The 22,999-nt window shown below is 38.5% G+C and carries 14 protein-coding genes; 9 read left to right on the top strand and 5 right to left on the bottom strand.

Annotated elements, in window-relative coordinates; genetic code table 11:
- Nucleotides 1-394: 394 nt before the first annotated feature.
- On the top strand, nt 395-1,276 hold the full coding sequence (locus PVK62_RS02545; RefSeq protein ID WP_274443107.1) for a sulfite exporter TauE/SafE family protein: 882 nt from the start codon (nt 395-397) through the stop codon (nt 1,274-1,276).
- An 85-nt stretch (nt 1,277-1,361) separates the two neighbouring features.
- Nucleotides 1,362-1,928 carry an elongation factor P-like protein EfpL gene (gene efpL, locus PVK62_RS02540; protein ID WP_274443108.1) on the top strand — a complete coding sequence of 189 codons (567 nt, stop codon included), beginning with the start codon at nt 1,362-1,364 and terminating at the stop codon, nt 1,926-1,928.
- 87 nt (nt 1,929-2,015) lie between these two features.
- On the opposite strand, the gene PVK62_RS02535 is transcribed toward efpL, so the two are convergent.
- From PVK62_RS02535 to PVK62_RS02515, 5 genes are all read right to left on the bottom strand, one after another.
- Complete coding sequence (locus PVK62_RS02535) at nt 2,016-3,194, bottom strand: threonine/serine exporter family protein (protein WP_274443109.1); 1,179 nt, start codon at nt 3,192-3,194, stop codon at nt 2,016-2,018.
- Nucleotides 3,195-3,317: 123 nt separating this feature from the next.
- Nucleotides 3,318-4,739, bottom strand: coding sequence for a 16S rRNA (cytosine(1407)-C(5))-methyltransferase RsmF (gene rsmF, locus PVK62_RS02530; RefSeq protein WP_274443110.1), 1,422 nt, complete (start codon nt 4,737-4,739; stop codon nt 3,318-3,320).
- A gap of 161 nt (nt 4,740-4,900) precedes the next feature.
- Nucleotides 4,901-7,537, bottom strand: a complete 2,637-nt coding sequence (locus PVK62_RS02525; RefSeq protein ID WP_274443111.1) for an MlaD family protein — start codon at nt 7,535-7,537, stop codon at nt 4,901-4,903.
- A complete protein-coding gene (locus tag PVK62_RS02520; protein WP_274443112.1) occupies nt 7,515-8,741 on the bottom strand; it encodes a paraquat-inducible protein A in 1,227 nt (408 codons plus the stop codon). The genes PVK62_RS02525 and PVK62_RS02520 overlap by 23 nt, the downstream gene beginning before the upstream one ends.
- A gap of 17 nt (nt 8,742-8,758) precedes the next feature.
- The gene (locus tag PVK62_RS02515) at nt 8,759-10,552 is read right to left on the bottom strand and encodes an ABC transporter ATP-binding protein (RefSeq protein WP_274443113.1); all 1,794 of its coding nucleotides are present in this window, start codon (nt 10,550-10,552) and stop codon (nt 8,759-8,761) included.
- Nucleotides 10,553-10,648: 96 nt separating this feature from the next.
- Between PVK62_RS02515 and PVK62_RS02510 the strand changes: the two genes are divergently transcribed.
- The 7 genes from PVK62_RS02510 (at nt 10,649) to PVK62_RS02480 (ending at nt 22,788) form a co-directional block, all read left to right on the top strand.
- Nucleotides 10,649-11,101, top strand: coding sequence for a GAF domain-containing protein (locus PVK62_RS02510; RefSeq protein ID WP_274443115.1), 453 nt, complete (start codon nt 10,649-10,651; stop codon nt 11,099-11,101).
- Between the two features lie 105 nt (nt 11,102-11,206).
- Entirely contained in the window at nt 11,207-11,833 is a 627-nt protein-coding gene (gene proQ / locus PVK62_RS02505; protein ID WP_274443116.1) for an RNA chaperone ProQ, read from the top strand.
- 17 nt (nt 11,834-11,850) lie between these two features.
- Nucleotides 11,851-13,872 (top strand): carboxy terminal-processing peptidase, encoded by a 2,022-nt coding sequence (gene prc, locus PVK62_RS02500; protein WP_274443117.1) that lies wholly within the window; start codon nt 11,851-11,853, stop codon nt 13,870-13,872.
- Between the two features lie 153 nt (nt 13,873-14,025).
- A complete protein-coding gene (locus PVK62_RS02495; protein ID WP_274443119.1) occupies nt 14,026-14,697 on the top strand; it encodes a hypothetical protein in 672 nt (223 codons plus the stop codon).
- A gap of 157 nt (nt 14,698-14,854) precedes the next feature.
- Entirely contained in the window at nt 14,855-17,458 is a 2,604-nt protein-coding gene (gene pepN / locus PVK62_RS02490) for an aminopeptidase N (protein WP_274443120.1), read from the top strand.
- 114 nt (nt 17,459-17,572) lie between these two features.
- Nucleotides 17,573-17,797, top strand: a complete 225-nt coding sequence (locus PVK62_RS02485; protein ID WP_274443121.1) for a DUF2835 domain-containing protein — start codon at nt 17,573-17,575, stop codon at nt 17,795-17,797.
- A gap of 158 nt (nt 17,798-17,955) precedes the next feature.
- Nucleotides 17,956-22,788 carry an NAD-glutamate dehydrogenase gene (locus PVK62_RS02480; protein ID WP_274443124.1) on the top strand — a complete coding sequence of 1,611 codons (4,833 nt, stop codon included), beginning with the start codon at nt 17,956-17,958 and terminating at the stop codon, nt 22,786-22,788.
- Nucleotides 22,789-22,999 lie beyond the last annotated feature (211 nt).

The raw sequence follows: 22,999 nt of genomic DNA, 5'->3' as shown, positions 1-22,999 counted from the left end.
TTTAAGTCAAGACGTTTAGAACGTCATTGGCGAGTCATAATGATCCCACGAACCCATTTATCTTAGTTCATACATGATGACAATAGGATTTGCAGATAAAAGGAAAATAACTTTTTGTTTGTCAAATTAACCAACAAAATAGCCATTGTTTTGCAAAGAAATAAATCAAATTACGTTAAAAGTAACGCTAAAAAAACATAAGTAAGACGTATTTAAAGCGGGTGTTTATAATTACAGATCACGGAAATCTATTTTATAGCAATTAAATGTAAAATAGGTGAAATTATTGTTGTTTGTTTAATGAGCTAACCCTTTAGCGTATAAGGGATTTTCTGGTTTTTATCATTAATCTGAATTACTATTCTTGGTATTATTTCAGCGATGTGATGTATTAATGACGGTTTTATTACTTTTACAAATAGGCCTTGTGATTGGCGGTCTAACATTTCTTTTTATGCTTGTGTCGTTATGGCTAAAGAAGAAAGCTTCAGAAAAAGACACTAATATATGGGCAGTCGGCCTTATAGGTGGTTTTGCAAACTTTTGTGACACTCTTGGTGTAGGAAGCTTTGCGATTAAAACCGCTGGATATAAGCAGTTTAATTTAATTGATGACAAGGTATTACCGGGAACCTTGAACGCTCAAGCAACCATGGCGACCGTGTTTCAAGCATTGATTTTCCTTACCGCAGTTAATGTGGACTTAACGACACTGCTTAGTTTAATTATAGCGGCGTGTGTTGGTGCAACGGTTGGTGCTCGATTAGTATCAAATTTTGACCGTCAGTTGATCCGTTTGATCATGGCGGGTGCTTTGCTGATTGTCGCACTGCTTATGCTTGCTGGTCGTTTAGATTTATTTCCTTTAGGAGGTGAAGCGCTAGGATTAAGTGGCGAGAAGTTGGTTATCGGTATTATTGGTAACTTTATTTTTGGCGCATTAATGACTGTAGGGATTGGTTTATACGCACCGTGTATGACAATGATTTACTTATTAGGCATGAATCCATTAGCGGCATTTCCCATTATGATGTGCTCATGTGCTTTTTTATGTTTCTTCTCTGCCGGTGGTTTTATCAAGCAGAGAGCTGTAAATTCAAGAGCCTCTTTAGTGGTGGCTATTACCGGACCTATTGGTGTGTTAATTGCGGCATTTATTGTTAAATCGCTTGATGTGGATATGCTTGCTTGGTTAGTCGCCTTTGTGGTTCTTTATACGTCAATTATGATGTTGCGTTCATGGCAGCAAGGGCGAGCGACAAATAAAGCACTATAAAATGCGAGTTTCTATCACATAATTATTGGAGATATAAAAAGTTCATGGTATTTTTCACTCACCAATTATTTATGGATTTTTTATCATGCCAAAGGCAAGTGACATCAAAAAAGGTTCAGCAATTGAACACAACGGTAAAGTATTTTTCGTTAAAGAAATCAGCAAACTAACTCCAAGTGGCCGTGCTGGCGCAACGTTATTCCGCATGCGTATGTATGATGTTGCAACTGGTTCAAAAGCAGATGAGAGCTTTAAAGCTGATGATATTATCACTTTAGCTGACTTTAGCCGTCGTAGTGCAACGTTCTCTTATGTTGATGGTAATGAGTATGTATTCATGGATGCAGAAGATTACACACCATACAACTTCAACAAAGAAGCAATTGAAGAAGAGTTACTTTTCATCACTGAAGAAACGCAAGGTCTTCAAATTCTTATCGTTGATGGTGCGCCAGTTGCGATTGAATTACCGTCAGCTGTTGATTTAGTTATTGTTGATACAGCGCCTTCAATTAAAGGTGCTTCTGCAAGTGCTCGTACAAAACCAGCGACTATGTCTACAGGTTTAACTGTACAAGTTCCTGAGTACATTGCTAACGGTGAGAAAGTGAAAGTTAACACGACTGAACATAAGTTTATGAGCCGTGCTTAATCGCTTTTAGATAGTATTTTTATACTGTTAAAAACATAAAGAAAAGGCCAGTTATTATTTAATAGCTGGCCTTTTTTATGTCTTTTATTACAAGTCTCGCTCGATTTTGGGAGAGTAAATTGAATAAGCGGTAATTTGACCTGCAACGATGGCTGAAAACATAAATAGCGCAGATAAGCCAATACTAGGAATAGGAAGTATGGATTGCTCAAACACGCTTTGGCTTGCACTCACTAAAACTCGACTTCCCGGAACAAGAATAATGATCCCTTGTACGATGAATATGATCCCTGTTAGGTTTAAACGTCTAGCAATCCAAGTACCATAGAGGGTGATTAATACGGTTGTAACCCATGTACCAACAACCCAACCGCCATCAAAGCCAAGATAAAATGGCCCCCACATACCTAATACTGCTACAGGTAAGCTATAAACTATATCAATAGGGCGGGCTTTAAACATAACACCTAATGAGAATGAAATAATCGGTAAACCTAGTACTTGTAGCCATATTGGAAATTCGTTTTGATAATCAATAGATTCGGCTTTACCAAAAATAGCTTCGCCAATGTGCAAACCAATAATGATCCCAATAAGAAGTTTTATTAAAGTGAGAAAACACTGGCCAAGCAAGCTGGTACCAGAAACGAGGTCATTAAAAGCTAAACATTCTAGAGCGTTTGATATGGAGAGGCCGGGAACAAAAAGAACCACAGCGGCAATACAAAGTCCAAGAATCGGGATAGGAATGCCAAGACTAGCAATAAACGCAACAGTAAAGGCAACGATTAAGGCGCCAAAAAACTCAACAGCGATACTACGACGTTTACAACAAAAGACTTGAGATAACCAAACTAAAAAACCAAGTAAAAAACTGACATATAAAGCTTCGTAGGTTGAGCCAACCAACATCAAAAAGGCTGGGGGAATACAAGTATTAGCTAAAGCAATTGCCCATGAAGGGTAAGAGATCCCTTCGGCTGGAGCGAGTGGGACAGGGGTTAATGGTTGCTGTAATTGAATAATAGTATTTGCGAGTAAGCCCAAATCAATACTTGCGGGTTTATGACGTTTCATGATGACGGCGTTATTGTCATCAGGAAATTGATAGTTAATGGACGTTGGTGTTGCTTGGATCATACAATTAACGCCATATTTATTGGCATAAAAAGTAGTGTAACGTTCAACTTTATAGGGAGCACAACCGCAACGGTGCAGCGTATCTCCAATCTCTACAATTCGATTGATACGATATTGTGAAGGCATATCCTTATTCCTACAGCTAGATGTATGATACCAATCTAAACATTTGATTATTTCAAGTACTTAGATTGGCATTAAATTAAAAACTTATTGTTATATTAATTCCAGTAATTACGTTGGGGTTATTTAAAATAAGTTTCCATCACGAACAAGTTCACGAGGTAATCCATTTTTTATTCGATTACCCACCCATTTTCCTAAGCCGATAACCGCGCCTTTATAAGTTACTATTGTTTCGCCTTTTCCTGAAAAATCAGGACGAACATCTCTGCCCATATACCATTCACGTGCTTGTTCTGTATTTAGTTCTGCACAAGTAGGGTTATCTGCTGTCGCCAATGCCATGATAGCTTCATGCTGCCAGCGATATCCTTTTTTATGAGTTTCAGCAAGTTTGAATCCAATTCGATGATAGCGCATTTCACCAATTAATGGCTTCATGCGTTTAGGGAAGGCCCAAACTTCTTTATCTCGGATCCAAAACTCATTATCTTCAGGAATTTCTAATTGTAATGTCGATTTTAATTCTGCTGCAATCGCTTGTGCTTCTTTATTTGAGGCTGGTGCGAAAGGAAATTGTCCTAAGCGTTTTTTCACTTCAGGGGGCGTAGTTGAGCTATTTTTACGGATCTTAGCAACAAAGAAGCCTTCACTATCAAAAATTTGTGGGTAGATATGTAAGAAACCTTCTTTGGTTAATGCTTTTTCTGCATTTTCAAAGAGGTCACCTAATGGCTCAAACGTGACCGCGTCACCGAATTGTTCGACAAGGTGATGGCAAATATTTTGGTTTTCTTGATGATTCAATGTACAAGTTGAATACACCATTACGCCACCAGGTTTAAGGGCGTGAAAGGCACTTTCAATCAAGTCACGTTGAGTGTCACCAATTTCGATAACAGATTCAGGACTCCAATTATGCATGGCATCTGGGTCTTTACGAATCGTCCCTTCCCCAGAGCAAGGCGCATCTAAGAGAATAGAATCAAAAGTTTCTGGTAACCAACCACCGAAAACACGACCATCAAAATGAGTAAGCGCCACATTACTTACACCACAACGTTGGATATTTGAGCACAGTACTTTTACACGACTTGAAGAAAACTCATTAGCGACTAATGCCCCTTGATTTTTCATGCCTGCGGCAAGTTGTGTGGTTTTAGAACCCGGCGCTGAGGCCATGTCTAAAGCCATTTCAATGTCATCATTATCTTTTAATAATGCCGTAACAGGCATCATTGAGCTTGCTTCTTGAATATAAAATAACCCTGACATGTGTTCGGCTGTACTGCCTAGTTTTACCGTGTCGGTTTCTGGTCTTGTTATCCAAAATCCAGTATCACACCAAGGCACAGGTTCTAATAGCCACTGTTTTTCATTAGCACGCTGTTTAAATTCTTCTACGCTATTTTTTAATGTGTTAACACGGATACTGCGTCGTAAAGGGCGTTTACAAGCTGCAACAAATTCTTCCATAGAAAGGTGGGAAGGCATGGTCTCTTGTACTTGATCTAGGAAGGCTTTAGGTAGAAAAATATTATCGTGCACAGATGAATCTCATTGGGTAATGTTATGGCAGGGAGTGTAAACGTAATTCAGACCATTGTCTAAATGGAATCGACAGTAATAGCTAAAATTAAAGGCTTAAATAAAAAAGGCAGTCAATTTGAAGTTTGACTGCCTAAAGTTAGTGATTCAGTTGGTGTTGACTATTGATTTGGATTAGGAATAGCGGCATTCCACAAAGGCCAATCTGCTGCCGCTGCTTTATACAGTAGGTACGATTTATTTTCTTTTGCTTGTGGTTGCAACTCTTCATCATCCGGGGTCGAGAAAGCAATTCCGCCACGCAAGATGCTATCTACAGTACCAGCTTGAACCTTTGCTCCACTTAACCCGATAGACATATTCACCCCGGAGACATTCCAAAAAACGGTATTTTGGCGCACAAGGTAACTAAAATCAGGATTGATACCGATAGTGATAATAACACGATCAGATAAATCACCTAATCGAACATCGGTTACTTCGCCAACTTCCATCTCTCTAAATAGGATAGGGGTTCCTACTTTGACTGAACCTCGAGTGATAGACTCAAGAGTATAAATCGCTAACGTATCACCTTGAGATTGGTCAGTGAGTAAAAATTGAGTTTTTGTTTTTCCCTTTCCTGGGGTTACTTGAATGTAGCTACCTAATAAGGTATCAAGATTTTCAGCACCTGATAGGCTTATACTTGGTTTTACAACCCAGAAATGGCTACCAGAGACGGCAATTTGATTAACATATTCAGGATAAATACGCGCCTGTATATAAACATTACTCTGCTTGAAGTTTGGTGATACTTTACTAACTTCACCGACAGAGACACCTTTATATTTAATCAGTGTTCCTTTAGAGATTGAATTGCTGTCTTTCGCAGTAAAGGCAATAATTCGGCCAAATTCTTGAGCTTCTGATAGGTTGGAGTAGAGTTTCCACTTTTTACCTAATTTGTTTTCTACACCTTGCATATTATCAAAGCCAATACCACCACGGATCATCGACATCAGTGGAGCGGCTTGAATATTCACACCTCTTAAACTTGCTTCAACATTCACACCAGAGTAATTCCAAAAGACAGTGTTATCTTTAATTAGGTGAGCGTATTGCTTTTCAATGTTGATTTTAATATTTACGCCATCATTACCCAAATCAAAGTCCGTCACTTTACCAACAACGAGATTACGATAAAGAATAGGACTATTTTTGGTAATAGGGGGAAGTTCTGGGCTAAACAGCGTCAACTCTGTGCTTTTTACTGTTTTAAATTCCGCAAGTTCAGCTAGTGAGCTATTTTTAAATAGAGTATAGCTTTTCTGTTTATAGCCTTTACCTTCACTAGTAAAGCTAATGGAACCTGAAATGAGAGTTTGTGTCGGTGGAATATCAATATTTAAGCCTGAATCGGTTAACTCAGCAGATACACTGCCAGAGACAAAGAATTTATTGTTTGATTTGATTAGATACTTATATTTCTCAAGGATCATGACATCAAACTTAACTCTATCATTAACCAATGCTACATGAGTTACTGAACCTACTTTTATACCCTTATATGAGATGGTCGTATCAGGTGTTAAGCCAAAAGAGCGGTCTGCGTATAATGAAAAGGTGAGTGCTTTTGCATCTTGTTTAATTAATTCTTGTTTTCTAATGGCTGTAAATGCACGAGATTTATCGCCTTCACCAGGGATTAAGGTAAGGAAGTTGCCACGAACGAGATTACCAATGTTTTCAACGCCTGATAAGCCGAGCTTTGCTTCTTCCAATACAAAGCGAGATCCGTCATTTAAGTAATCGGTAAATGCAGGTTCAACCGTTGCTGAAGCAATGATGTCTTTTTTGTCGTCAGACAGTTTTAAACTGTTTATTTGGCCTATTTCAAGACCACGATACATAATGGCTGACCCATTAGGGCTGATTTGATTATTATCAGGCAGAGTGATCTTGATTGAAATACCGCGACCAGCCGTTTTGATATTACTGTATAAGCGGAACTCTTTGCCGTTTTTTATCTCGGTACCATCATCTGGTGAGTCAACCGCAATAGCGCCGCCAATTAATGCTGACAAACTTTCAAGCTGAACATCTACGCCATTAAAGCCCACACTTGCACCAATGCCACTGGCATTCCAGAAACGGCTTTTTGATGTAATTAAATGCGAATATTCCTCTTGGATAAGGACTTTAATTCTAACGTTATCGCTCTTATGATCGAGTTTAAAGTTATAGACTTCACCAATAGGGATTTTTTTATAATAGATTTTTGAACCAACAGAAATAGAGCCTAAATCCTTAGATCGTAAAGTTACGCTTAAACCGGTAGAATCAGGCTGGATTGCTGGTGAGTTTGCTAATGCAGTGAATTGAGTTTTTGGTTCTCCAGAACCCGGTAGAATTGCAATATAGTTACCAGAAACTAAAGCATCTAATCCTGAGATCCCAGTTAAAGACGCTTGAGGTTTAACTAGCCAAAACTGAGTATTATCTTTTAAAAGGTCGGCGGCTTCTGGATAGATATCAGCATCAACATAAATGTTAGAGAGATCTTTAGATAAGGTGATGTTTTTAACCATACCCACTTCAAGCCCCTGATAACGAATAGTGGTTCGGCCTGCTATTAGTCCTTGCGCGTCATCAAAATAGATTTGAACACGTTGACCGGCTTCAATAATGGCAGAGTAGACTAGCCATCCCCCAAGACAGAGAGCAAGTAGAGGCAGTATCCAAAATGGTGAGATACCGCGCTCATTTTTGATGTTTACTTGTTCGATTGAAGAATCAAGATTTTTCGGTTCGTTCATAATTATCCCAAATCAGACGAGAATCAAAACTTTCAGCGGCCAGCATGGTGAATACCACAACTAGTCCGAAGGCAACGGCACCAAGGCCTGGGGTGAAATCTAAAATTTGTCCGCGATCAATCAATGTCATCATAATAGAAATTACAAATAAATCCATGACTGACCATTTACCAATCCATTTTACTGCTACATAAATAGACATTCGTTGGCGATGAAATATGCTGCGCTTGAATTGAACACATAATAGTAGGTAAGCAAGTCCTAAGATTTTAGCAACAGGAACAACAATACTGGCAACAAATATAATAATAGCAATGCCATACATATCAGTTCTAATTAATCCGGCAACACCAGAGAAAATAGTGTCTTCTAAGCGCTTGCCATTAGTTAATAAAATAGAAATGGAAAGAATATTGGCTGGAATAATAAAAATCGCCGCCGTGATCAGGTAACTCCATGTTTTTTGAATAGAGTTTGGCTTTCGCGCATGGATAGGACGAGAGCAGCGAATACAGTGGCTGCCTTTTTGTTGAGTAAAGTGACAATGCCCACAATGGACAGAGTGCTCAGGTTTACTAATCGGTGCTTCGATATGCTGTTGATGTTTTCTTTGCCATACTCGCCAATAACGTTTTGGACTCACGTGAGTTAGCAGTAGTGATGTAACAAATTGCAGTAAAATCAAGCCATATAAACCAGAACCAATAAAGATATCGGCATGATCTTGGATTTTAAAACAAGCAATAGCAAGACTGACTAAAAACACATCTAGCATCATCCAACCTTTTAAATGTTGAATAGTCGAAATACTGTTTCTAAATAACTTAAACAGTTTTAATCGTAATGCGATGTGTGCAATGACAACAGAGCCACAAACAAGAAAAGGAACGATAGAGCTACAAAATAAAATAAGTAAACCAAGCATAGGGAACCCTTCACCCATTAATGTAATCGTACCTGAAGGGAGAGTTGCTGGGATCATCACACCAAAAAGTTGAATAGTAACTAAAGGAAAGAAGTGTGATGGAATAAACAGTAATAAAGCAGCAATAGCGATGGCCAAATCGCTATTTAGTGAAATTCGATTACCACGGTACAGTTGTGTGTTGCAGCGAGGGCAGTGAGCATTCTGCTTCTTATCCACCGTCGCAACTTTGACAACGAGATCACAGCCATGGCAGCGACGAAACTTAGCGTCTTTCACGGCGGCTGCCCAATTGATTAACTTTGAATTGATCCATACAGTGTTTGATACAGTCCTTGTTGTGTAACTAGCTCATGATGTGTGCCTGATTGAGACACTTTACCATCATCTAAAACGTAAATAGTATCGGCTTGTTTTACCGCACTTAAACGGTGCGCCACAATTAATGTAGTTCGGCCGACTAAAAAATTACTTAAGGCTTGATGGAGCTCTGCCTCTGTGGCGGTATCGAGTGCAGATGTCGCTTCATCTAAAATAACAAATTTTGGGTTCGTTAACACCATTCTTGCAATCGCTAATCGCTGGCGTTGTCCACCAGAAAGTTTAACGCCCTGACGACCAATTTGGGTATCAAGCCCATCGGTTAACTGAATCACGACATCTTGCAGTTGGGCAACATCGAGTGCATTCCACAGTAAGTCATCAGAGTAATCTTCACCTAATGTCAGATTATGCCTCAATGTGTCATTAAATAGTATAGGTTGTTGTAATACAACTGAGATTTGATTGCGGATGTTTTCAAAGCCAATCTCTTTTGTACTATGACCATTAAAGAGGATCTCCCCGTTCGTTGGTTGATAAAGGCCTAATAATAGTTGAATAAGAGTTGATTTACCGCCTCCACTGGCCCCAACAAGTGCCACTTTTTCACCAGGGCGAATAGTCAAAGATAAATCATTGAGCACCTGAACTTCGTCATTATAGCTAAAATTTAAATTGTTAATGGTAATTTCAGTGGCGCTAGCGCTGTTGAATGGATCAATATTCGATTGAATTTTTGGCTCTTCGTTAATGTGTAATAGGGCATTTACGCGTTTTAATGCAGCGGATGCACCATACCAAGAAAATTGAATACTTAGTAATTCTTGAATTGGCGAAAGCATTACCCAAAGATAACTAAAAATGGCAAACATTTGACCAATACTTAAATCACTGAGTAATACCATGATCATGGCAGCGGCTCTAAACAATTCAAAACCAAGTAAGAACAGAAGAAAGGAGAGTCGGCCAGCCGCTTCTGATTGCCATGCAAACTGATCGGCACTGTGTCTTATCTCATCGGCTTGGCTTTTTAATTGGTCCAAAAAAGCACGTTCACGATTTGATGCACGTAATTGATAAATACCATCTAAGGTTTCGATTAAACGGGTTTGAAAGTGCTCATAAGATTGGTTCTCTTTTCTTTTCAGATCTTTTACCCGGTTACCTAATTTTCGAGAGAAGTAGATAACAATAGGGTTTACTAAAAGAATAAATAGCCCAAGTTGCCAATTAATCCAAAGAAGGACGCCAGCTGTGCCAATAACGGTCAAAAAAGAGACAATAAAACGACTTAATGTAGGGCCGAGGAACTTATCGATAGTATCAATGTCTGTAATGATATGAGAATTAATGCCACCACTACCACGAGACTCATACTCTTTCATGCTAATAAGGCTGAGTTTATCGAGTAATTGAAGGCGAATTTGATAGGTAATGGTTTTCGAGACTAAACTAAATTGTCTTCCTTGATAGATATTAAGCATTTGGCTGACGATACGCATCAAAATGACCATAACGAGAACCAGTAGGATATAACCGATAGGACCTTGCCAAGCGCTAGGTAGCATTGTGTTTAATAGTTCAACACCTGTTGACGGTTTATGCAGTAAAACTTCATCCACCATTAATGGCATGAGTAATGGAATAGGGACACTGATAAGCGTCGCAACAATAGCGATGATATTTGCAACAACTAAACGACTTTTATAGGTTTTTGCTTGCCTAAGTAGCCAATTCCAGTTAATTGTAGAAGACGTAGTATTGCTCATGGTGAGAATGATTCCTATTATTATCTTTCCATTGGCATTGTACTCAGTATAAATAGAGTCGCAAGTGATTGGTACAAATACAGGATAAATATAAAGATGGAATTAAAGCATTACGAGCGATTAACGAAGCAAGCGCTTTGTTTAATCGAAGATGAGACTGATTTAATAGCTAATTTAGCCAATATAAGCGCGTTATTAAATATGGAACTAGATGACATTAATTGGGTAGGGTTCTACCTATTTAAAGATAATGAATTGGTATTAGGTCCATTCCAAGGTAAACCTGCTTGTATTCGAATTCCTGTTGGAAAAGGGGTGTGTGGCACCGCTTTCTCTACTAAAACAGTTCAACGTATCGATGATGTTCATCAATTTGCAGGTCATATCGCGTGTGATGCGCAAAGTAACTCTGAAATCGTTATCCCATTTTACAAAGATGGAGAATTATTCGGAGTGTTGGATATTGATAGCCCAAATATTGCACGATTTAGCGAAATTGATGAAAAAGGACTGGTCGATTTCATGAAAGAAGCAGAAAAGAGACTTTAATTTTCTTTCAGTAGTGGTTTTTCACGCTTAAGTATCTATAATAGCGGAATATCTTTACTAGAAATACACCTAAATACGGGCTAAACCGTACTATCAGGAAACTACATGGAAAACTCTGAAAAATTAGCGAACAGCAAAGAAGTAATTGCATACATTGCTGAACGCTTCCCGAAATGCTTTATCTTAGAAGGCGAAGCTAAACCTCTTAAAATTGGTATCTTCCAAGACTTATCTGAGCGTTTAAGCGATGATCCTAAAGTAAGTAAAACTCAGCTACGTGCTGGTTTACGTCAATACACCTCTTCTTGGCGTTACCTACACGGTGTTAAGCCGGGCGCATCTCGTGTTGATTTAGATGGTAACCCTTGTGGTGAACTAGAAGAAGAGCACATTGAACACGCTAAAACAACTTTAGATGAAAGCAAAGCTAAAGTTGCTGCTCGTCGTAAAGAACAAGCTAAAAAAGTAAGAGAAGAAGCAAAAGCGAAGAAAACAGCTCGTGCTGCTACTCCACCTAAGCGTCGTCCTCAACCTGTTGCTAAGAAAGTTGAACAACCGGTTGAAACTCGTGCTCTAAACGCTGATGAAATTACTGTTGGTAACAACGTAAGCGTGAACATGGGTAAAGGTAATATGCCTGCGACAATCGTTGAAATTAACAAGGATGATGTACGAATTCGCTTATCAAACGGCCTACAAATGGTTGTTAAAGCGGAGAATCTTCGTTCATAAAGGAGCACTCCCGACGCATGAATTGTCGATTAAGAGTCTCGCTGATTGCTGCTAGCGTTATGCTAGCAGCTTCTGCGCACGCACTTGAAGCTAAGGTATTAGACACTAAGTATTCCGAAGCTGACTTACCAGTATTAACCGCAGAAACGCAGCATGGCACTGCAAGTAAGCGTGTTACTTCTCGCTTTACACGTTCTCATTATAAGCATTTCTCATTGGATGATGACTTTTCCGTTGCCATTTATGAGCGATACTTAGACATGCTTGATTATAATAGAAATATTTTCATTCAAGCCGATCTTACTTCATTCGCCCCATTATCAACTAAGTTAGATGACCAATTAAAGATTGGTGACTCCCAAGCTGCTTTTGATATCTATAACTTGTCATTGAAGCGTCGTTTTGAGCGTTATGTGTACGCACTTTCTCTTTTAGATAAAGAATTCGATTATACGGTTGATGAATCTCTTGAACTGGATCGCTCTGAAGCGGCTTGGCCAAAAGATGAAGCAGAGTTAAATGAGCTATGGCGTAAACGTGTTAAATATGATGCTTTGAATTTGTCTATGACAGGCAAAGATTGGCCTGAAATCCAAGAGATGTTAGGTAAGCGTTATAATAATGCGTTAAAGCGTTTGACTCAAAGTCACAATGAAGATGCGTTCCAACTTTATATTAATGCGTTTGCACGTGAAGTTGATCCTCATACGAGTTATTTATCTCCTCGTAATGCAGAGCAATTCCAATCAGAAATGAATCTTTCATTAGAAGGAATTGGTGCGGTATTACAAGCAACCGATGATTATACTGTCATTCGTTCTTTAGTTGTGGGCGGTCCAGCTCAAAACAGTAAGCAACTTTCTGAAGGTGATCGTATTATCGGCGTTGCTCAAGATGGCAAAAAATCTGTTGATATTATTGGTTGGCGTTTAGACGACGTCGTTCAACTTATCAAAGGGGCGAAAGGGACAAAAGTGCACCTAGATATCTTGCCAGAAGGTAAAGATTCAAAAAGTCACACTGTCACAATTGTTCGAGATAAGATCCGTTTAGAAGATAGAGCGGTTAAATCTGAAGTGATTGAGCAAGATGGCAAGAAAATTGGTGTATTAGAAGTACCTAGTTTCTATGTTGGTCTAGCTGAAGACACGAAAAAACAGATTGATGAACTCAAAAAGCAAGATATTACCGGTATCATTGTTGATTTACGCAATAATGGTGGTGGTGCATTAACGGAAGCAACTGCGTTATCTGGATTATTTATTACTTCTGGTCCAGTTGTTCAAGTTCGTGATAGCTACGGACGCGTTAATGTTAATGCGGATACTGATGGTGAGATTTCATATACTGGTCCAATGACGGTATTAGTGAATCGCTATAGTGCATCTGCGTCTGAGATTTTTGCTGCAGCAATGCAAGATTATGGCCGTGCCGTTATCTTAGGTGAAAACTCATTCGGTAAAGGTACGGTTCAACAACATAGATCATTAAATCATATTTATGACCTATTTGATAAACCACTTGGCCATGTTCAATATACCATTCAAAAGTTCTACCGAATCAATGGTGGTAGTACGCAAAACTTAGGTGTTGTTCCTGATATTGCGTTCCCAACAGCGATTGATCCTAAAGAAACTGGCGAAAGTGTTGAAGACAATGCGCTTCCTTGGGATAGCATTACAGCAGCAAATTATGTGCAAACGAATCAGATCGTAAATACGATTGAGCCATTAGCGAAAAAACATGTTGAACGAATTAAAACTGATGAAGAGTTTGGTTTTATTCAGGAAGACATTGCTCGCTATAAAGCAGATAAAGACATCACAACAATTTCACTGAATAAAGTTGTTCGTGAAAAAGAAAGTGATGATGCGGACGTTCGTCGTTTAGAGCGTGTTAATCAAAGACAAAAACATCTTGAAAAAGAAGAGTTTAAAACTATTGATGACATTCCAAAAGATTACGAAGTACCTGATGCATATCTTAATGAAGCGGTTTCAATTACGATTGATTTAGCATTGATGAATCAAAAAAGTTAATCGCATTATCGTACCTATAAAAACAGAAGTCATTTGGCTTCTGTTTTTTTTACCTAAAAAACAGCGAATTAATCAAATTTAATCTAGGCTTATAGTTATACCAATCAACCATGGTTGTTGATCATTCTTTTTATTGAATGTGGAGCTTTAATTATGAAATCAGTCCTTTTGTCTTTTTGGTTAATTTTATTGAGTCCATTTTCTTATTCTGATGAAGTGGCGTTAGATCTCGAAGCAAATTCACTAACGCATTTTGAAAATCCATTTCTTATTGGTGATTGGTATTTTTTCAAGCCCGCTCATATTGAGAATGACTATGATGTACTTCATATATCATTAAGTTCTACTCATAAATTTTTTATTGAAATGATTGAAATATCATCTAATACGATAGAAGAATGGAATGGTACTTTTGAATTATCACAAGATAATATTCGTTTTGGGAAAGAGGGAGAGGCGTCACAAGTTTATCAATATGAAGTGAGTCATAATCGACTCTATCTTAATGGTGTAGAATTTTTTAAGGTTGTTCCTGAGCAGATTATTGGATCATGGCATTCTACACTGGTATCCGGTGAAGATATTATGGTGAGTAATGTTCAATCATTAAATTTGAAGTTGCGTTCTGATTTTGTATTTCTATTGGAAGTCATCTCTCTCTCAGGAAAAAGAAACCAACAGATAGGGTATTATTATTTTGAAAATAGTGACTTAGTTTTACTCTATGAAGAGGGAGAGCAAGAATCGACATTTCAGATCACAGATAACCAACTCGAATTACAAAATGAACAATTTGGAATGTATGCCTTATTAGTAAGAGAATGACCAGTAAGTAATAGAATAATGTGACTTTAAGGATAGAAATATGGACCTTAAAATCTTTTTATTAACAAATTAACTGGATCTTATGCGAGAATAGGAGGGTTAAATAGTAACTATCACTCATTCTGTTTTTTAGTGATAGACATCATAAGGATATATTATGAGCCAACAACCTCAGGCTAAGTTTCGCCGTGATTATCAATCTCCAGAATTTACCATTTCAGACATCGATCTAGTTTTTGATCTTGATGATAGCAAAACATTTATTTCAGCGACGTCAAAAGTACAACAACTAAAACAATCAACTGATCTTCTTCTTGAAGGAGAAGGGATGGTATTGGTATCGTTGAAAATAAATAATGTTGATCATAAAGATTATACTTTATCTGATACGCAGTTGATCATTCATAATGTGAATGGTGATTTTACACTTACAATCGTTACCGAAGTCAATCCACAAGAGAACACAGCACTTGAAGGTTTATATAAATCAGGTGATGGTTTTTGTACTCAATGTGAAGCAGAAGGTTTCCGTCGTATTACTTATTATATGGATCGTCCTGATGTATTGGCGCGTTTCACCACAAAAGTAATTGCAGATAAAGAGTCATATCCTCATTTATTAAGTAATGGTAACCGCATTAGTCACGGAGATCTTGAAGGTGGAAAACACTTTGTTTATTGGCAAGACCCATTCCCAAAACCCGCTTACCTTTTTGCCTTAGTTGCCGGTAATTTTGACGTACTCACTGATACGTATAAAACTAAATCAGGTCGCGATGTTGCACTTGAAATCTATGTTGACCAAGGCAATCTAGATCGTACTCCTCATGCAATGACGTCATTGATTAACTCAATGAAGTGGGATGAAGATCGTTTTGATCTTGAGTATGATCTGGATATCTACATGATCGTTGCGGTTGATTTTTTCAACATGGGCGCAATGGAAAACAAAGGCTTAAACGTCTTTAACTCTAAGTTTGTATTAGCAAAACAAGAGACGGCAACCGATACTGATTATCTAGGTATTGAAGCGGTAATCGGCCATGAATATTTCCATAACTGGACTGGCAACCGTGTTACTTGTCGTGATTGGTTCCAATTAAGTTTGAAAGAAGGCTTAACGGTTTTCCGTGATCAAGAGTTCTCTTCTGATCTTGGCTCTCGTTCAGTCAACCGTATTAACAATGTTCGCATTGTTCGTGGTCCACAGTTTGCAGAAGACGCAAGTCCGATGGCGCATCCAATTCGTCCAGAAAAAGTGATAGAAATGAATAACTTCTATACGCTTACTGTGTATGAAAAGGGCAGTGAAGTTATTCGCATGATGCATACTCTATTAGGCGAAGTGAATTTCCAAAAAGGAATGAAGCTGTATTTTGAGCGCCATGATGGTACTGCGGCAACGTGTGAAGATTTTGTACTCGCGATGGAAAATGCGTCGGGTGTTGATCTTACTCAATTTCGCCGTTGGTATAGCCAATCAGGTACGCCAACCTTGTCGGTGACTTCTAACTATAATGAAGTAACGCAAGAATACACATTGACGGTGAAACAACATACGCCAGCAACAGAAGATCAACCTGAAAAACTTCCATTACACATCCCACTTGATATTGAGCTTTACGCGCAAGACGGCAGTGTTATTGAGTTACGTTGTAACAATCAAACTATTGGTAATGTTCTTAATGTTATCCAAGAAGAGCAGACTTTTGCATTCCAACAAGTCGCAGAAAAACCAGTAGTCTCTTTACTTCGTGAATTCTCTGCACCAGTTAAATTAAATTATGCTTACACAGATGAAGAGCTGATTTTCTTAATGGTTCACGCGCAAAATGATTTTGCTCGTTGGGATGCAGGCCAAATGCTTTTGGCTAATTACATTCGATCAAACATTATAAATGTACAAAAAAATCAATCACTTGAGTTATCCGGGACGGTAGTTGATGCGTTCCGTGGTGTGCTATTAAATACGGGTCTAGAGCAGGCATTTATTGCTGAAATGTTTGTACTACCAAATCATAATGAGATCACAGGTTGGTTTGATACGGTGGATGTTGATGCTATTGATAAGGCGCTTAGTTTTATTAAACAGACATTAGCAACAGAGTTAAAAGATGAGTTTTCTGCAATCTACCACAGTTTAAAGCAGGGGGATTACTCGGTTGATCATGATGCGATTGGTAAACGTGCATTACGTAATTGTGCGTTAAGTTATTTAGCCAAAACCGATATTGGTGAGGCGTTAGTTCAAGCGCAATATCAAACTGCAGATAACATGACAGATACAATGGCGGCGATGGTTTCTGCTAATTCGGCTGAACTTTCTATCCGTCAAACGTTAATGGATGACTTTAGTGATAAATGGTCACATGACGGTCTAGTTATGGATAAGTGGTTCATTTTACAGGGTTCAAATCCAAGTAGTGATGCATTAACTACCATTAAATCGACGATCGATCATAAAGCATTCAGCCTGAAAAACCCAAACCGCACTCGCAGTTTGATAGGTTCTTTTGCTGCAAATAATGCGGTAAATTTCCATAGTAAATCAGGTGAAGGTTATGCATTCTTAGGTGATATCTTACTGGAATTAAACGAAAGTAACCCACAAGTGGCTTCTCGTTTAATTGATCCATTATTGAAGTTTAAGAAGTACGACAGTGATCGTCAGGATCTAATGAAAGCTCAACTTCAACGTTTGGCTGATCTTGATAACTTAGCCAAAGATCTGTTTGAGAAGGTAACCAAAGCATTAGCGTAATATGTTGAGCTTATCGTTATAGTAAATAGTAAATCAAAATGGTCAGTTTTTTACTGGCCATTTTTTTATTTCAGCGCCACAATATGCACATCAACAATTAAAGATATTAAGCGAATGAACAAATTTTATTATTTTAGAATGAATGTGACGTATCAGGCTTTTCTAAGTCATTATTCAGGTGTTGCAAGTACGGTGATGGTAATGACAGAGCAGGGACTAAAGCTGCAATTGCCGGCCACTAGATTTCGCTCATTTTTAACTCAATTAGGCGTGAAAGGTCGCTTTCGTTTAACCGTTGACCAAAATAATCGTTTTGTAAATCTTGAGCAAGTAGGATAAATCTCTACCTTAATCACACTTCTAACTATAAAGCCTCTAGCACGCAAAAAAGTCATAACGTTTCAGCTATATTATCCTTACAATGTGAAGCGCATAAGCAGTTTCAACTGCTACACTATATAAATAATTCTAATCATAAGAAACGGAGCATTCGCTTTATGACGACGCGTGATCCTATCGTTCCAGTACTACTTGAGAAAGTGTACGCTCTAATTGCTGAAAAGCTTGAAATGCCTCAACAGTCCCTAGTAACACAACTTGCTCAGCGTTTATTTGCCAACATTGATGATGATGATTTACAGCAACGTAATGAATCGGATATGTACGGTGCCACCCTTAGTCTTTGGAACCATTTATCTGATGTAAATCTTTTTGATATATCAGTTCGTGTTTTTAATCCAAAATTAAGTCAAGATGGCTGGCAATCAACCCATACAGTCGTTGAGATTGTTACGCCTGATAGCCCATTTTTAGTCGATTCCGTTAAGATGGCGCTAACCCGTCTTGATATGACAAGTCACTTTATGTTACATGGTCCACATTGCTTTACTCGTGATGAGAGCGGTGAGATTATTTCGATATGCAGCAGTGATGGAAAAATGCAACAAACGTTATTTCATTTCGAAGTTGATCACATGAATGATCTTTCTGAAATGGACGCACTTCAAGCTGAATTACTATTGGTGCTTGAAGATATTCGCCGTGTGGTGAATGAATGGCAGCCAATGTCAGATAAACTAACAGAAGTAATTCAAGAGCTTAAAGATAATGAGTCTCCAATAGCAAAAGAAGAAGTGAATGAAGCGATTGAGTTTTTAACTTGGCTTCAAAATCACAACTTTACCTTAATGGGGTACAAGAATTTTGATTTAACGGCTGTGGAAGGTGATCATGAATTAACACCTACAGCAGAGGCTGGTCTAGGTTTATTCTCTTTAGCTTCACGTATTCATATGACGAAGCTCTCTGAGATGCCATCTTCAGCGTGCGCTGCAGCGAAAAAATCAGATTTATTAATATTAACAAAATCAAATACGAAGTCTCGTATTCATCGACCAGCCTATACTGACTACATTGGTATTAAGCGTTTAAATAAAGAAGGTAAAGTGATTGGTGAGCATCGCTTCACTGGGCTTTATACCTCAACGGCTTATAATCAAAGTGTGTCTAATATTCCACTACTTAGTAATAAAGTGGAACGTATTTTAGAAACCAGCCAATACATTAAAGGCTCGCATTCTTATAAAGCATTAAGCAATATCCTTGAAACTTACCCTCGTGATGAGCTCTTCCAAGCAACAGAAGAAGAGATGTTAGAGGTGGGTACAGGTGTTGTAAAAATGCAAGACCGTGATTTGTTGCGTTTATTTGTTCGTCGTGACCCATTTGGTCGTTTTTTCTCATGCATGGTGTATGTAACTAAAGAGCGTTATAACACAGAGCTTCGTCGTCAAACTCAACGTATTCTTAAAAACTATTTTGGTTCTAGTCAAGAAGTTGAATTTACGACATTTTTCTCTGAGAGTGCATTAGCAAGAACGCATTACATAATTCGTGTAGACAACAATAACGGCGATATTAATGTGAAAGATATTGAAAATAATTTAATGGAAGCTGCCTCTACTTGGGATGACCGTCTATGTGATGTGATTGTGGCTAACTTAGGTGAGAGTAAAGGAACTGCAATAGCGAAGAAATATCAAAGCGCATTTCCTCGTTCATACAAAGAAGCAACACTTCCAGGCTCTGCTGTTGCTGATATTGAACGTCTTGAATTATTAAGTGATGATAACAAACTTGGTATGTTATTTTATCGTCCGCAAGAAGAGAAAAAAGGCTCTGCGAACGTTAAATTGAAACTGTTCCACCGTGATGAGCCGATTCATTTATCAGACGTTATGCCTATGCTTGAAAACTTAGGTTTACGTGTTATTGGTGAATCACCATATACGGTTAAGAAGAGTAATGGTTCGGTGGATTGGATCTTAGATTTCTCTATGATCCACAATGGTTCTGAAGAGGTCGATCTTCGTCAAGCTCGTGATCGTTTCCAAGAAGCGTTTGCTCAGATCTGGAATGGTCAATTAGAGAGTGATGGCTTTAACCGTTTGGTACTTGGTGCTGGTCTGTCTGGCCGTGAAGTGACGATTTTACGTGCTTATGCTCGTTATATGCGTCAAGTGGGTTTCCCATTTAGTCAACAATACATTGAAGATACACTGTCAACGCATACCAAACTTGCGGTTGCTGTGGTTAATTTGTTTGAGTTCCGTTTTGATCCAAGCGTTGTATGGTCAGAGAAGAAACAACAAAAGCAACTTGATGCGATTTACTCAAGTCTAGATAAAGTAGAAAGCTTGGACGATGATCGTATTATTCGTCGTTATGTTGAGATGATATTAGCGACGTTACGTACTAACTATTATCAACAAGCAGAGAATGGCCTACCAAAACCATGGCTATCTCTAAAACTTCAGCCATCCATTATCCCCGAAATTCCTGCACCAGTGCCGGCGTTTGAGATTTTTGTCTATGCTCCTGATATTGAAGGTGTGCATTTACGTGGTGGTAAAGTAGCACGTGGTGGATTACGTTGGTCAGACAGACAAGAGGATTTCCGTACTGAGGTTCTTGGTCTGGTTAAAGCACAACAAGTTAAGAACACCGTAATTGTTCCTGTAGGTGCAAAAGGGGGGTTTGTTTGTAAGAAACAGCATAATTTCACAACTCGTGATGATATTTTTGCAGAAGGCCAGCGTTGTTATAAGCAGTTTATTTGTGCGCTATTAGATGTATCAGATAACATTATTGAAGGTGAAGTTATTCCACCACACAATGTGGTTCGTCATGATGATGATGATCCGTATTTGGTTGTTGCGGCAGATAAAGGCACGGCAACCTTCTCTGATTTAGCGAACTCAGTTTCAGAAGAGTACAACTTCTGGTTAGGTGATGCATTTGCTTCTGGTGGCTCTAATGGCTATGACCATAAAGCGATGGGTATTACTGCTAAAGGGGCATGGGAATCGGTTAAACGTCACTTCCGTGAAATGGGAATTGATTGTCAAACAACAGACTTCACCGTTGCTGGTATTGGTGATATGGCGGGAGATGTGTTTGGTAATGGTATGTTGCTATCAAAACATATTCGTCTTCAAGCGGCATTTAACCACATGCATATCTTCATTGACCCTAATCCAAATTCAGATCTGACTTGGCCAGAGCGTGCTCGTTTATTCGAATTACCTCGCTCAAGCTGGGAAGATTACAATAAAGATCTGATTTCTCAAGGTGGTGGCATTTTCTCTCGTCGTGCTAAGTCGATAGATCTGTCTCCTGAAATTCAGAAGATGCTAGGTACCCGTAAACAGTCATTGGCTCCAAACGATTTAATCCAAATGATCTTAAAAATGGAGGTGGATCTGTTATGGAACGGTGGTATTGGTACATACGTTAAATCAGGAAAAGAGACCAGTGCTGATGTTGGTGACCGTGCTAATGATTCTTTACGAATCAATGGTTCAGAGCTAAATGCGAAGGTTGTTGGTGAGGGGGGCAACTTAGGTATGACTCAGCTGGGTCGTATTGAATATGGTCTAAAAGGTGGCCGTGTTAATACCGATTTTGTTGATAACGTAGGCGGCGTTGATTGTTCAGATAATGAAGTAAACATTAAGATCTTACTAAATGGTTTAGTGGCTAATGGTGATCTAACCTATAAGCAACGTAATGTTCTGCTCCAAAAAATGGAAGATGAAGTCGGCAAGATTGTTCTTGATGATGCGTATTGTCAGGCTGAGTCAATTTCAGTTGCAGAGCAACAAGGTACATCATTAGTTAAAGAACAAATTCGTTTTATTCATAACCTAGAGAAGAAAGGTCAATTGGATCGTGGATTAGAGTTTATTCCTGATGATGAAACCTTGATTGAACGTGAAAAAATGGGGCAGGGTCTCACTCGTCCAGAGCTTTCAGTTCTTGTGGCTTATGGAAAAATGGTTCTAAAGGATGAGTTAGCCTGTGATGAGATTGCACATAATCCATACCATGCTGATTTACTGACGACTTACTTCCCAACAGAGTTACAACGTAACTATAAAGCAGAAATGGATAATCATCCTCTACGCTCAGAAATCATCGCGACTTGTTTAGCAAATCAGATGGTTAATGAGATGGGTTGTAACTTCATCACTCGTTTGCAAGAAGAAACAGGTTACACCGTCACTGATATAGCCAATGCGTATTCAGCGACTCGAGCTATTTTTGATTTTGGTGACTTATTTAAACAGATCCGTAATCTCGATAATATCTCAACGACAGAGGCTCAGTATGAAGCATTATTTGCAATGCGTAGAACCATTCGTCGAGTGACTCGTTGGTTATTACGTAATGGCTCACAAAATATGTCAATTCAGGAGCTTATTGAAAAATATAAGCCTGCAGTTTATGAGATTAAAGATAACCTTGATAGTTACTTAGTTAACGATGAAGTAGTTGAGCATATTGAACAAGCTAATCACTATCTAGAAATGGGTGTACCTTGTGAGCTAGGTAATGTTCTTGCTCGGCTAAGTAGCTTGTACTCTGCAATGGACATTTCAGCTGTTGCGGTAGATATGAAGCAACCGGTTTCAACGACGGCGCGTTTATACTATGTTCTGGGTGATAAGTTATCTCTGCATTGGTTCTTAAAACAGATTAATAACCAAGGTGTTGATAACCATTGGCAAGCGCTTGCTCGTGCTTCTTTTCGTGAAGACTTAGATTGGCAGCAACGTCAACTGACTCAATTAGTGCTTGCTGAGTACAAAGATACCGAGTCAGTAGAAAAGGCCATTGAAGAGTGGTGTGAAAAGAATGCTACATCAGTAGGACGTTGGGATAATATCTTGAATGAATTTAAGGTAGGTTCAGTCCATGAGTTTGCTAAATTCTCGGTAGCATTAAGAGAACTTACGTTACTAAACTTAAGCTGTACGTCAAAACAATAGAGTAACAAATTCGCTGATTAATGCGATCAGACAAACGTTTGCCTGATAATAGGGGGAGTGAGTTTATATTCACTTCCCCTTGTTATTTCCCCGAGATTTTTCTCACTTACCTACATTAATAGTCATTTTTATTGATTTATTATTTCTTACTAAAATTAAGGGTGGAAAGTGAACTGTAAATATTAATGAATAAAGTACGATTAAGTTTGAA

Origin of the sequence: Aliivibrio sp. S3MY1 (assembly GCF_028765575.1) — a bacterium.
In the GTDB taxonomy this organism is placed as follows: domain Bacteria; phylum Pseudomonadota; class Gammaproteobacteria; order Enterobacterales; family Vibrionaceae; genus Aliivibrio.
The sequence above is the reverse complement of the archived record's forward strand: the minus strand, read 5'-3'. Positions and strand labels throughout refer to the sequence as shown.

Coding starts and splice junctions, on each gene's coding strand:
- PVK62_RS02545 (WP_274443107.1), top strand. CDS start 395: ATGACGGTTTTATTACTTTTACAAATAGGCCTTGTGATTGGCGGTCTA.
- efpL (WP_274443108.1), top strand. CDS start 1,362: ATGCCAAAGGCAAGTGACATCAAAAAAGGTTCAGCAATTGAACACAAC.
- PVK62_RS02535 (WP_274443109.1), bottom strand. CDS start 3,194: ATGCCTTCACAATATCGTATCAATCGAATTGTAGAGATTGGAGATACG.
- PVK62_RS02525 (WP_274443111.1), bottom strand. CDS start 7,537: ATGAACGAACCGAAAAATCTTGATTCTTCAATCGAACAAGTAAACATC.
- PVK62_RS02515 (WP_274443113.1), bottom strand. CDS start 10,552: ATGAGCAATACTACGTCTTCTACAATTAACTGGAATTGGCTACTTAGG.
- PVK62_RS02510 (WP_274443115.1), top strand. CDS start 10,649: ATGGAATTAAAGCATTACGAGCGATTAACGAAGCAAGCGCTTTGTTTA.
- proQ (WP_274443116.1), top strand. CDS start 11,207: ATGGAAAACTCTGAAAAATTAGCGAACAGCAAAGAAGTAATTGCATAC.
- prc (WP_274443117.1), top strand. CDS start 11,851: ATGAATTGTCGATTAAGAGTCTCGCTGATTGCTGCTAGCGTTATGCTA.
- PVK62_RS02495 (WP_274443119.1), top strand. CDS start 14,026: ATGAAATCAGTCCTTTTGTCTTTTTGGTTAATTTTATTGAGTCCATTT.
- pepN (WP_274443120.1), top strand. CDS start 14,855: ATGAGCCAACAACCTCAGGCTAAGTTTCGCCGTGATTATCAATCTCCA.
- PVK62_RS02485 (WP_274443121.1), top strand. CDS start 17,573: ATGAACAAATTTTATTATTTTAGAATGAATGTGACGTATCAGGCTTTT.
- PVK62_RS02480 (WP_274443124.1), top strand. CDS start 17,956: ATGACGACGCGTGATCCTATCGTTCCAGTACTACTTGAGAAAGTGTAC.